Source organism: Paenibacillus vandeheii, assembly GCF_030433635.1.
Classification (GTDB): domain Bacteria; phylum Bacillota; class Bacilli; order Paenibacillales; family Paenibacillaceae; genus Paenibacillus; species Paenibacillus vandeheii.
This window is the reverse complement of record NZ_JAROCD010000022.1, coordinates 37,451-50,477: the sequence shown is the minus strand read 5'-3', so window position 1 is coordinate 50,477 and position 13,027 is coordinate 37,451. Positions and strand designations below refer to the sequence as shown.

13 protein-coding genes are annotated in these 13,027 nt (G+C 47.9%); all 13 read right to left on the bottom strand.

Features of this window, described 5'->3' with window-relative positions; all coding sequences use genetic code 11:
* Positions 1–34 precede the first annotated feature (34 nt).
* Positions 35–973, bottom strand: coding sequence for a quinolinate synthase NadA (gene nadA, locus P5G61_RS29815; protein WP_024633731.1), 939 nt, complete (start codon positions 971–973; stop codon positions 35–37).
* Between the two features lie 296 nt (positions 974–1,269).
* Positions 1,270–3,315: an ATP-dependent zinc metalloprotease FtsH gene (gene ftsH / locus P5G61_RS29810; protein WP_301249785.1), complete on the bottom strand. Its 2,046-nt coding sequence runs from the start codon at positions 3,313–3,315 to the stop codon at positions 1,270–1,272.
* Between the two features lie 101 nt (positions 3,316–3,416).
* On the bottom strand, positions 3,417–3,956 hold the full coding sequence (gene hpt / locus P5G61_RS29805) for a hypoxanthine phosphoribosyltransferase (RefSeq protein WP_024633729.1): 540 nt from the start codon (positions 3,954–3,956) through the stop codon (positions 3,417–3,419).
* Between the two features lie 53 nt (positions 3,957–4,009).
* Positions 4,010–5,449, bottom strand: coding sequence for a tRNA lysidine(34) synthetase TilS (tilS, locus tag P5G61_RS29800; RefSeq protein ID WP_301249784.1), 1,440 nt, complete (start codon positions 5,447–5,449; stop codon positions 4,010–4,012).
* A gap of 44 nt (positions 5,450–5,493) precedes the next feature.
* On the bottom strand, positions 5,494–6,441 hold the full coding sequence (locus tag P5G61_RS29795; protein WP_301249810.1) for a serine/threonine protein kinase: 948 nt from the start codon (positions 6,439–6,441) through the stop codon (positions 5,494–5,496).
* Positions 6,425–7,177, bottom strand: a complete 753-nt coding sequence (locus P5G61_RS29790; RefSeq protein WP_301249783.1) for a vWA domain-containing protein — start codon at positions 7,175–7,177, stop codon at positions 6,425–6,427. Before P5G61_RS29790 ends, P5G61_RS29795 begins: the two co-directional genes overlap by 17 nt.
* An 85-nt stretch (positions 7,178–7,262) precedes the next feature.
* Positions 7,263–9,770, bottom strand: a complete 2,508-nt coding sequence (spoIIE, locus tag P5G61_RS29785; RefSeq protein ID WP_301249809.1) for a stage II sporulation protein E — start codon at positions 9,768–9,770, stop codon at positions 7,263–7,265.
* A 502-nt stretch (positions 9,771–10,272) separates the two neighbouring features.
* Entirely contained in the window at positions 10,273–10,803 is a 531-nt protein-coding gene (locus P5G61_RS29780; protein ID WP_053778917.1) for a S1 domain-containing RNA-binding protein, read from the bottom strand.
* A 198-nt stretch (positions 10,804–11,001) separates the two neighbouring features.
* Positions 11,002–11,337, bottom strand: coding sequence for an FtsB family cell division protein (locus P5G61_RS29775; RefSeq protein ID WP_063567554.1), 336 nt, complete (start codon positions 11,335–11,337; stop codon positions 11,002–11,004).
* Positions 11,338–11,349: 12 nt separating this feature from the next.
* Entirely contained in the window at positions 11,350–11,919 is a 570-nt protein-coding gene (gene yabQ / locus P5G61_RS29770; protein ID WP_053778919.1) for a spore cortex biosynthesis protein YabQ, read from the bottom strand.
* Complete coding sequence (yabP, locus tag P5G61_RS29765) at positions 11,916–12,200, bottom strand: sporulation protein YabP (protein ID WP_024633721.1); 285 nt, start codon at positions 12,198–12,200, stop codon at positions 11,916–11,918. Before yabP ends, yabQ begins: the two co-directional genes overlap by 4 nt.
* Positions 12,201–12,379: 179 nt before the next feature.
* Positions 12,380–12,658, bottom strand: a complete 279-nt coding sequence (locus P5G61_RS29760) for an RNA-binding S4 domain-containing protein (protein WP_024633720.1) — start codon at positions 12,656–12,658, stop codon at positions 12,380–12,382.
* A complete protein-coding gene (locus P5G61_RS29755; protein WP_017691362.1) occupies positions 12,658–12,930 on the bottom strand; it encodes an HU family DNA-binding protein in 273 nt (90 codons plus the stop codon). The genes P5G61_RS29760 and P5G61_RS29755 overlap by 1 nt, the downstream gene beginning before the upstream one ends.
* Positions 12,931–13,027 lie beyond the last annotated feature (97 nt).

Sequence of the window (13,027 nt, the reverse complement as noted above, 5' to 3'; positions counted from 1 at the left end):
TATTTCACCTGTCTTGGAGCAAGAGTAGCGCATGCTACTTCACCAGTAACATGCGCTCTAGTGATTCTCTGGCTTTGTCTGCAACGGCTGGTGGCACGTAAATTTGCGGCTTCATCGTTTCCAGACATTTAACCAGCTTTTTCAAGTTATTAACCTTCATGTTCGGACATACGAGGAACTTGGTAGCAAAGTGGAATTGTTTATCCGGGCTATCCAGACGCAGCTGGTATCCTGTACCATCCTCGGTGCCTACGATAAATTCTTTAGCGGACGAATTTTTACAATATTCCAGAATGGCGGTTGTGCTACCTACGAAATCACCCATCTCGACAACTTCAGGACGACATTCGGGGTGAACAACGAACTCGGCATTAGGATGCTTCGCTCTCATCTCAACCACGTCTTTGACCGTCAGCATATCGTGGGTATTGCAGTAACCTTCCCAAATAATCATTTTCTTGTCTGTATGTTGTTGCACATAATGTCCCAGATTTTTATCTGGCACCCAGATGATTTCATCGGAATCAACAGATTGAATGACTCTGACAGCATTGGCCGATGTACAACAGATGTCGGTCTCCGCCTTGATCTCAGCTGATGAATTGATATACGTTACAACTTTGGCATTCGGGTGCTGTGCTTTCAATTTACGTAAGCCTTCAACGTTCACCATGTCTGCCATTGGGCAGCCTGCACGCTCGTCAGGGATAATCACCGTTTTGTTAGGAGCAAGAATTTTAGCGCTTTCACCCATAAAATGAACTCCACAGAAAACGATAACATCCGCATCGGTTTGTGCTGCCTTCTGAGCGAGCAGGAACGAATCCCCTCGGAAGTCAGCGACCTCCTGCACCTCGTCACGTTGATAATAATGGGCTAGAATAATGGCATTCCGTTCCTTCTTCAACTCCATCAGCCGCTCGCGCAGCTCCCGGTTCATCTCAGCCTTGCGCTCTAAAGCCAGAGCTTCCACCTGTGATCCTCTCCTTATCGGGACAGCCTCATACGCTGTTTCATATGGCAAATCCAAGTCGTTATTTTCGCTTGAGAAACGAATCACAAGCGGTTTAACACCTAATGTACACAACGTTCACGACTCTGTCAATAAATGAAAACGCCCCAGAACAAGGGCATAACCGCCCATTTCCTACGTAGTACGCCCTAAAGCTCCCGGTTATCATTATCTCTACAATTTGAATTAATCCATAAAAAAAGAGAGCCCGCGGGCTCTCTTTGTCATCTGTCCTATAGACAGATGGTTGTTATAAATTAAGATGTCGGCTTCGTCCCACCATCATCCGGGTCATTGCTGCTTCCTTTGTCCAGATTCGGAGCTTCGTTAGGAATATCTCCGGCTGGCGGCTCAGGCGTTTCATCTTTGCCTTGGATACGGACGCGTACATCACCGATGTTGTCGATGATCGCTTCTCCGCCTTCGCTAGGCGTACCTTCTCCATCGTTGCTGTTCTCATCTTTTGGAGTCAGGGCACCTGTCTCGATCAATTGCTTGATCTGATCCATTTCCAATGTCTCCACTTCCAGCAACGTTTGAGCGATCAGATGCACTTCTTTTGAATGTTTAACAAGCAAGTCTTTACACTTCTCATAACATTCGTTAATGAAGCGTTGCATTTCCTGATCGATCTCGTAAGCAATGGAATCCGAGTAATTCTGTTCGTGACCGATATCACGACCCAGGAATACCTGTCCCTGCGAACTACCGAACTGCATAGGTCCCAGCTTCTCACTCATACCATACTCCATAACCATGCTACGGACGATACCCGTCGCTTGTTGGAAGTCACTGTATGCACCCGTACCGATTTCACCGATAAACAGTTCTTCGGAAACACGGCCGCCAAGGAGTCCAGTAATTTTGTCCAGTAATTCTTGCTTAGTAACAAGCATACGATCTTCTTTTGGCAACATGATTACATATCCACCCGCACGTCCGCGCGGAATAATGGTAACTTTATGTACCATATCGGCATGTTCCAGGAAGTAACCTACAATGGTATGGCCTGCTTCATGATAAGCAACGATTCGTTTCTCGCGGTCACTGATGACACGGCTTTTCTTCTCCGTACCTACGATGACACGATCAATTGCCTCGTCAACTTCTTTCATGGAAATATCTTTACGGTTACGACGTGCTGCAAGCAATGCCGATTCGTTCAAGAGATTTTCCAGATCTGCACCGGAGAATCCGGTAGTACGCTTCGCAATGATGTCCAGCTTCACATCTTTGGTGAGTGGCTTGTTGCGTGAGTGTACTTTCAGAACCGCTTCACGACCTCTCACGTCAGGGCGATCAACCGTAATTTGACGGTCAAAACGTCCTGGACGTAGCAAGGCAGGGTCCAGAATATCTGCACGGTTCGTTGCAGCAACGATGATAATACCTTCATTGGCTCCGAAACCATCCATTTCAACGAGCAACTGGTTGAGTGTTTGTTCACGTTCGTCGTGACCACCACCAAGACCAGCACCACGCTGACGACCTACAGCATCAATCTCATCGATAAAGATGATACAAGGGGCGTTTTTCTTTGCATTTTCAAACAAGTCACGTACACGAGATGCACCGACACCGACAAACATTTCAACGAAGTCAGAACCGGAAATACTGAAGAATGGTACACCTGCTTCACCGGCAACAGCACGAGCGAGCAAGGTTTTACCTGTACCCGGAGGACCTACAAGCAATACGCCCTTAGGAATCCGTGCACCTACTGCTGCGAATTTACGAGGGTCCTTGAGGAAGTCCACGACTTCAACAAGCTCCTGTTTCTCTTCGTCAGCACCCGCAACATCTTCAAACGTAACCCGTTTCTTCTCTTCGTTATAAAGACGGGCACGGCTTTTACCAAAGTTCATTACTTTACCGCCGCCGCCTTGAGCCTGATTAAACAGGAAGAAGAACAGCAGGAACATAATGATCAAAGGAATAAAGGAGGTCAGCAACGTCAACCAGATGCTGTCACCTTTCATAGGTTCCTGATGATATTGGAATTTGTTTGTTTCGCTTGCAGCTACAAGCTCACTAATTGCCTCATCCGTAGGAGGAATATACGTTGAGAAATTTTCTGATTTGGCTCCGTCAGGCTTCTCCCTGTATTGACCGGTCACGAGGTACGTCTGACCGTTGAATTGAACCGTCAATTCAGAGACGTTATTGGCCTTGATCGCCGTGCGCAACTGATCATATCTAGGATTATCGGTGGCTTCGCCGCCATTGCTGACGAACTGGACTATCCCCACCACAACTAAAAAAAGAATCAAATAAAAACCAGAATTCCGGATGAACCGATTCATCCCCTACCTCCTCTCGAGACACTTTAATTATTTTAACATAGCCCGACATGGCTTCTCAACAGAAGCCACCAACAGATGTGGGCTTGGAACTAGCTTTAGCATTAGTTACTGTAAACTTCCGGTTTCAGAATCCCGATGTAAGGGAGGTTCCGGTACTTCTCGGCATAATCTAGGCCGTAGCCAACGATGAATGCATCCGGAATGTCAAAGCCGGTGTAATGGGCTTCAAGTTCAACCTTGCGACCTGAAGGCTTGTCAAATAGCGTAACCACACGGACGGATTCAGCGCCGCGGTTCTGCAAGAGTTCGATCAGATAACTGAGCGTGAGTCCACTATCAATAATGTCCTCTACAATTAGAACCTCGCGTCCCTCAACGGATTCATCCAGATCCTTAATGATTTTAACCACGCCAGATGATTTGGTGGAAGCGCCATAACTCGATACTGCCATGAAATCCATCTCAACAGGTACCGTAATGTTTTTAACCAAATCAGCCATAAATATAAACGCACCCTTGAGCACACAAATGACCAAAGGATTGCGATTTGCATATTCGGCACTTATTGTTGCGCCTAATTCCTTGATTTTACTCTGAATTTCTTCTTCACTGATCAATACTTCCTGAATGTCGTTCTGCAACTGTGCGAACCTCCTAAGTTATACATATGAAAGCCTTACCTGAACCATAACCACTACCCCTGAATCGCTGAATCGCCTACAGTCATGTACAGGATTGCGGAAGTATCCTCCCTGACAGGAGCTACACTAGACCGGCGAACACCCGGTAACCAGATAATATTGCCTGCTCCATCACATACCACGGGAACCCGTGAACGGACAGAAGGGGGAATTTTCTCATCGATGAAAATATTTTTCACCTTTTTGCTTCCGTTTAATCCCATCACTTTCATGGTATCTCCAGGTAACCGTGAACGCACAACCAGCGGCATAAGCAGTTGATCCGCATCAAATGCGGCATGATCCGCCGATTCCGGTACATGATAGTCCTCGGGACTCATCGGAACGAGCCGAACATGCCGGTCGATTTCCGCGAGAGAAAGCTCATAAGTTCCGCTCCATTGAGCAAGACGATATTCGTAAGATTGATCCTGTACGTCAGTCCGTATGCCGAAAGAAATCAGATCATACTCCCGGGTGCAGGCGAGTGTCTGTCCTATATCCAGGCTCCAGGTCGTCGCTTCAGGCTGAATAACCTTGCGGCGAATGGTTTCAATACGGGTAAAGTCGACAAAATCACTGTCCAAAGGCAGATAATTCAATATTAGTTTAATCAACCTTCGTTGTAAAGCGACATGTAACTTCAAAAAGGAAGGCACCTCAAAGGTTTGCCTTCCGCCGTTCGCCTGCACTAGACACCTGTATGCGTCATATGCACCTTGTTCCATGAAATCGTCTTCATCACCCACAATTTCGGCAAGTCGATTCAAAGACGGCGTCAACTGTCCATTATATTGCCCCAAAAAAGGAAGCACATCCAAGCGAATGGCATTACGCCGATATTTACGCTGGGAATTGCTTTCATCATTAAAATACAGAAAACCCTGGTTATTACAAGCTTCTACAAGGTCTGTCTTGTTTATACGAAGGCATGGACGAATAAGTTCCACATTTTTTTCTCGCCTTTTAAACTTCATTCCCACGAGACCGGAAAGACCACTACCACGCAGCAAATGGAGCATTACCGTCTCTGCCTGATCATCGGCATGATGGGCCAGTGCAATGCTCGCCGCATCATATTTGGCTGCCACTTCATGCAAAAACGCATATCGCTTGTTGCGCGCAGCCTCCTGAGGACCTTGACCGGTAAGCTTCATATAAGAAGGTACATCGGCCTTCACCCATTCAAAGGCAATGCCAAGCCGGTGTGCAAGTTCCTTCATCATCTCGGCTTCATGATCGGATTCACTCCGAAACCCATGATGTACATGGGCACAAATCAATTCCAGCGGGACATGCCTGGTACTGATCTCATGCATGATATGCAAAAAAGCTACCGAGTCCGGTCCGCCCGATACTGCGACGACAATCCGATCCCCGGGAACCCATAACTGATGCTCTTCCGCTGCATCCAGCACGTTATTCACCAGCTTGTTCCAGCGTAAAGCCTCCATACCTGTTCCTCATTCCTTACGTTATGTATATGCACGCTCACAGGTCAGAATCGCAGTGCATAGATGAGTACTCCAATAAGTAATATAACGGATACAGCAAATGCATTTTTGAGCCAACGCGGTGTTGTACTTTTGGAACGGCGACGAAGAGGAGAAGGGCGTGCCATCATCTCTTTCCAAGCTTTAGCCGCGTGTCCGGCATCCTGAAACTGACCTCTTAATGCCTGAATGGTCCAGTTTCGAAATGGGCGGAGGCGTTCGCTGCGCTCCACAAGAACGGTCAGCTGATTCACACTTCGCAGTTGTGGCAATCCTTCTGCAGCCAGCGCTTTGAGTGCATCGGCTTCAAGTACATGAATCAGTAATAGCGCAAAAGCAAACACATCATAGGTTCCATCTGCTGTTCGGCTGCCGGCATTCCAGAATCCACGATCATACCATTCCGTGAACTGTTTGACGCTCCGACCGATAGAAGTCACTCCGCCATAATCAATAAGTTCTACCTGCCCATAATCCGATACCAGTACATTTTGGGGTTTAAGATCGCCAAATACCCATCCAGCCTGATGCAATTGAGCCAGCTTCTGCAAGAGTCTAAGCCCAACCAGAAGTGTCCAGTCCGTTCCCTGTCGCCGAATAAAGTGGTGCAGAGACTCCCCCCGAACGTAACGCATCACATAAAAGGGAATGTCACGATCACGAATGGCGTAGTCATCCACATCTTTCAGATAGGAAGGAATACCGCTCTGCCGAAGGGCCTCATGATTACGCTGTAATTGAAAAGATTTGAGCACATTAATTTCCGATTGCAAATCTACAGGGTCAAATCCCATTTTCAGCGCATAATGTTTGCCATTCTCACCCCGCTGGACAAGAAAAACGATGCCGTTGGCTCCTTTGCCCAGCAGCTTCCGAATCGTATAGCGGCTGCGATTCCATTTCCCTGTTATGACTGTACCTGGCGGGAAAGAGGCGTCAGACAACGTTGTCACCGAGCATCCCTTCTCTTTCAATGCGATAGTTCCCTTCTATTTCCTGCTGTCCCTCCAGTGTACCATAACGGTAAAAATCAATCACCCTTTGAATCGCAGGACCTGTCGGCGTCGCTCCCTTCATTTGCAAACGTCCAAATAGCGAACGAACACGGCTCAGATCAGCTGTCCAGTCAATGTCCATAACAGCTTCTTCTCCGCTATGTCGTCCAGGAAAATGAAAGACGGAAAGATGGCTCTGACCCATGCGTGCCTGCAAGCTAAGCATTAAATCCCGAATCCCTTCCTCCACAGCCGCCAGCTTCGGCTTCATACTGGCACTCACGTCAATGAGAAGCACGACCTGAAGTGGCGTTGTCTCGGCCATATCATCCATCACTTCAACGACCTGCGCACGTTTTGCCGGTTCAAGGTCTGTTACTGTTTTCGGCTCGTGTTCTCCCAAAATTTGTGTTAACTCTCTATTAACCGCCTGTTGAATGGTCTGAACCACCGTTTTTCTTGTCATCATCTGCATCGTATGAGCAAGCTGTCTTGTGCCTACGATCTGACTGATTCCACCTCCGGCTTTGGCAATATCCTCGATCTCCCGACTGCCCAACTCACCAATGGTTCCATAATCAATAACACCGACCACGTTGACCGTAATTCCCTCTTCCCGCGCTTCCGCAGCAGCCAGCACTGGACTTGTGCCTACATTGGAACAACCGTCGGTGATCAACAAGATTTGTTTCATCCGATATCCCTCCGTTTTGGGTTACTCTCCAACTCTATGACTAGCATTGCCAGAATGAAGAGACTTCAAACAGAGGAATATGCAATTAACTGACGGTGCGCGGACGTTCCATCCGGCTTATTCCAGGTACTCTCAACGTGGCCCACTCCGGGCGATAATGTTCTATTTTGCCTACAATTACAGTCATATCATCATAGATCTCATGCTGCTGATAACGAATAACACTTTCAAGCAGGCAGTCTGCTACCTCCTGAGGATCATCACTATCAATTTCCTGAATGAGACGCTTCATCCATAACTCTTTATTGACGGCATATCCCGGTGCATCATAGATGCCATCTGTCATCATAATTAAAACATCGCCTGGCTGAAGCTGTACGGTTACCAGATCCACCTCAATATCTTTAATAATTCCAATCGGCAGATTGCTTGCCGAAACCTGGATAACCTCCTGCCCTCGTTTAATAAAACTTGGAGTCGATCCGATTTTCATAAACGTGGTCTCTGCCGTATATTCATCGATCAGAGCCATATCGACCGTTGCATACATTTCTTCAGGAGAACGCAGCATCAGAACGGAATTCACCGACTTGATCGCCAGCTTCTCATCCATGCCCGACTGTAACAACTGCTCCAGTATATTTAGCGCAGCACTGCTCTCCATACGTGCCCGTTCCCCATTGCCCATGCCATCGCTAAGCGCAACCGCAAATGTACCATTGCCGAGTTCAACCGTACTGAAGCTGTCCCCGGACATCACATCTCCCCCTTTGGCAGCAGCAGCAACACCCGTTGTTATTTCAAACGTTTTGGCAGAGCCAAAGGTGACTGTCGCCAGCCCCTGGCGAGGATCGAGCATCGTCTCATTCAAGACGGCAATATGCTCGTCCAGTACATCCGAGATCAGCGGAGCGATCATTTTCCGGCATTCGTCAAATCCGCGTGTATACGCATGAACAATCTCAATCTCCACATTCCCCGCTTCCAGATTAATGATTTCAATAGAATGTATGGACAGACCCAACGATTCAAGCGCATCCCGAATCTGTTCCTCCTGCTGCACCATCTCATCACTTTCCCGTTGAATTTCTTTCGCCAGGTCCTCCATCACCTGGGATACCCCTGATAATTGCTCTGCAACCAGCTGTCGACTATCTATAATCTGACGTTTCCATTGCATGTTATGTTGATGCAGACCATACTGGGCGCGCATCACTTCAAGTACCTCCTCCGGTTTCGCACATACCCTGTTCCATTCCACCGGAATCTGCTTGCCTGACATCTCCGGGTTGGCTTCAATAGAGCTCATCACATCCGTCATATATTTATAGGTTTGAATAAACTTCGCATCCCAGCATTGGGCCTTCTTAAAGCAACCCGAACAAGTCCCTTCGGCTACGGCATTCATGAAATGCTCCATCCCGCCTTCGTTCTGTACCGGCTCCCCCGCGCCGGACATCTGATCGAAGCTGCGTGACAACTGGCGGAATACCTGCGAGAAGCGGGTAACCCGTTCTGCGGTGACATCCCGTATTCTCTTCGCATATTCATGCTGCGATTTTGTGTGATCCTGCGTGCCAGGAACATATTTGGATATGGCCGTCAGCATGCTTTTTGGCGTCAGCATAAACAGAACGATGGCTGCACACGTTTCCCATAAGGAGTTCATGACGTCTCCCGGACCACCCAGATAGATGGATAGAATGGAGGAGCCCAGCAGCATACCTAACGCGACCGCAGCACGTTTCCCCTCCCGGAGCATACCCGCAAGCATGCCTGCAAAAGCAAGCAGACTCATCTGATATACCGCCGACATGTCGGCCAAACTCAGAATGAGGCCAGTAATGACCCCAACCGAGGCTCCCAGGGGGGCTCCGCCCACCAGGGCAAAGATCAGAATGAGATACCGGGAGAGCATATGCTCGACGGACAGGGACTGAATCGTCCAGCCCACGGCTCCCGTCATCACGGAGGCCAGCAAGATGATTAGACAGAGGATCTCCTCGTTCTTTAGGTTGAATTTTTTTTTGCGATACGTGAAGATCGGTATGGCTTGTATGAAAACCAGGGTGAGCACGAAGCTGAGTACGGAATCCATGGTCAGCATCAGCATCGCGTACCAGCTGAAAGACGGCCCTATCACGACGGCGAATAACTTGACCATAAAAGTAGTCGTAAACACCATCGTTGGCGCATAAGATAATTCAGCGCGGTCATAAGACTCCAGTCCTCTGAACAACAGATAGAAGATGGCGATCTCCGAAGAAACAATCAGCGGTACTGGAAACGGGGCAAAGAGACTGCCTGCCAGCAACGCGGCACCTACCGGAATAATGTAATCCCTGCGCATGAAGGCTATTACCGCAAAGTAAGCAATCGCAAAGGGCGATAATTCATTCAGAATCATGGCCTTGCCCAGCAAAAATCCCATAAAAGTAAGAAGCAACACCCATTTACGTGCAGCAACGATCTGGATGGCCTTGCGGGAGCTAATCCACTGCTTAAGACGTACTGACAGCTCCTCCCGAGCTTCCGTACCTCCTTTACCAGCTTTCATTCCCGGAAATTGAATGACATTCCACTTTTCCATCATCCTCAAGGCACCCCATTCGATTAATTTAATTTTCATGTTTCGTTCTCGATGGTTCTGATTATAGATAGAATAGAAGACGTAGTTTGTCAGAATTGGTGGGCAGGCTTCAAAAACTTTACGACAAAAGAAACAGATGCGGCGCGGTGGTGCGGAACCCCCGGCCTTATTGTGGTTTCATCCCTTTGGCAATCCCCCGCCGACAAGGCGCTTGTCTGATTTTGAACTAGAAGCCCTTCGGCTTCGCCACGATATGAGCAGGATACCTGTGGAATGCCACGGAAACCTGTCGGTAAAAAATGGTAGACGACAAATGTTCTTATGTACTTTTTTTCCTGTGCAGAAAAGCTGGGGATATGGAGCTTCACTTTACAAAAACGGCTATAAATCCAGTCTATTGTGTAAAACTGACCCGTTAAACTCCAAAATCAAAATACAAACGCAAAAAAACCGCCAGCCCTAAGGCTAACGGTTTTTCTTATATTTTAAATCAGGTTGAACCAGATTACACGCGCTTGGCTCCACGGCCACCACGTTTGCCCTCTGTGTTCTTCTTCAACGAAGAAATCCGTTCTTCGCTATCTTTCAGGAAGCGTGACATTTTATCCTCAAATGAAGGTTTGCCTGCTGCGGGCTTGAAAGAACGGCCTCCGCGGTCACGGTTAAATCCACCACCGCCACCGCCGCCACGACCTTGGCCACCACTTGGGCCTCCGCCGCTGAATCGTTCGCGATCTCCTCCACTGCGTTCCGGTCTAGGAGCTCTTGGGGGTCTGGACTGTGTTTGTTGCTCAACCGGTTTGTCAACAGCTTGCTTAATGGAAAGCCCAATCTTGCCATCCTTGTCAACGTTGATGACCTTAACGGTAACGAGGTCATTAAGCTTCAGGTGGTCGTTGACATCTTTGACATAATTGTCGGCGATTTCCGAGATGTGAACGAGACCCGTGACACCTCCTGACAGATCCACAAATGCTCCAAAATGCGTGATGCCTGTCACCTTGCCCTCTAACTTGGTGCCCACTTCAATTGCCATAGAATAAAATGATCCTCCCTTAAAAATATACAACCCGATTTTTTGAATGCCAAAATCAATGCTGTGCTAATGTAATTATACCTTATGCCGCAAACCAAGGTCAACTGAGCACTACCCCTTAAGGCAGCCTATTTTTTCCGGTATAACGGCTTCAGACATGTAGATAACAATCCTTGCTCGATAATGAGCCAAATTACATCAGTTCCCTGACTCTTCAACCTGAATTGGTGTTTCCTCAGGCAGATAGTATCCTTTTTTCCGAGCCAGCTGTCCTATGTATTCGGGATCCTTCAACCGACTGACTTCATACTTCAATTGATCCAGCTTCTTCAATGTCTCTTCCTTTGAAGATTGCTGGGCAGCCAGATGAGAACTCTTGTCCGAAATTTGCGCAGTCTGCACAAGGAACGTATATCCTGCCCAAATAATAAACACGACCATAAAAGTCATCCAGAGCATGAGGCGCCTTTTGGCACCTGCAGATTTTCCTTGCCCTGCTGGAGCTTTAGATTTGTTCATAGGTGTTTTACCCATTATCGGACCTCCTTAAAACCAGCGTTTCCACATCGCTGCGATACTTGAACCCGCACGGATCATCCAACGCGGCGTAACCCAATGTTTCAGGATTGGCCTAAACATCCAGCGGAACAACTTGCCGAAAGGTACCAAACATTGCAGCACCAGCTTACCCAGGAATAACAGTATGGCGAGTACAAAACCAATTAATACGCGCACTAGCTTGTAAAGTCCTTTAGCGGGCATAACGATCAGGATGTTAAGGATATGTCCACACCAATGAATCAGCGTTCTTGCGAGTTTAATTAACATTACCACAAAACGCTGGGTTGTAACACTTAAAAGCCAAAAATAGAAGCAAACCCCTATAATCAGCCCCAAAAAGACATAAAACCGCAGCTGTCCGTGGTTCCCGGCATACAGCATCCGGAAGACGAACAGCGCGGAGGCGACCCAATACAACAGATCTAACGTGTGGACGCTCCATCTCGGGAACCGCAGCTGACCGGACAGTACCCGGTAACTGTCGTAGGCCATCCCCATCACGGCTCCCGACATCAGCATCCACATCAAAGTGATCCATTGAGTATCCGGACTCATCGGAACATCTTGCCGAACAGGCCTTTACTGTTCTTCGACTGGGAACCGGGGTCCAGGTATTGAAGAGAGCTGACAGTGCCCTCGATGGATAATAAACCGTCCTCCAGGCTTAAGTTTTTGATATGTAAATTGTGCCCCCGGATGGTCAGATGCCCAAGTTCAGTTTGCAGCAAAAATTCCTCACTGTCGAAGCTCTCCACATTGGAGACACCCGTCAGATCCAGCAGTTTCCGATTCTGCATGCTCAGATGATGCTGTTTCATCTTACTTTGCTCAACCATGGCATGTACCCCTCCTTCTTACCCCTAGCTTATGGATCAAAAGTACAGAATAGAACCACGGTTGGATGAAACCGAATGTCTGTATAACAGATCAACACAAAAACGCCCTTCCCTGTACGGGAAAGGCGCTTCTCTTCATTTTGCAATGAATGGGTACAAACGTATATTTGGCATCCCTGTTACCAGTTCAGCCCGTTATCCTTGGCGATCGGCTCTTCCTTAACCAAGGTGTAGAGGCTGCTCGCCTCATCCTTCTTGGTACTCTCGGCAAGACGTTCCACCTTCACAGTGACCAGCTTTTGACCGAACTGAACCGTCAGCTCATCGCCCACTTTGACAGCGGCGCTGGGCTTCGCTTCACGTCCGTTCACCAGCACACGTCCCTGTTCAGAGACGTCCTTGGCTACAGTGCGGCGTTTAATCAGCCTGGAGACCTTCAGGAATTTATCAAGACGCATTATTTTACGGCTTCTTTAAGTTTGTTGCCTGCTTTGAACGCAGGAACGGTGGACTCAGGAATCACAATTTCATTCCCTGTTTGCGGGTTACGTCCGGTACGACCGGAACGTTTGCGGGTCTCAAAAGTGCCAAAGCCGATCAGTTGTACTTTGTCTCCGCTGGCAAGTGCATCTGTAATTTCTCCCAAAAAGCCGTTCAATACGGACTCAACGTCTTTTTTAGTCAAACCGCTTTTGGTGGAAATGTTGTTAATCAGATCTGTTTTGTTCATTTTTAAAAGCCTCCCAAATTGAAAAAAAAGTATCTGCGAATCCGTGGCAACAGATCTGCTGCTGGCTCCGCGCAAGGTTACTACACATGTATTCTGG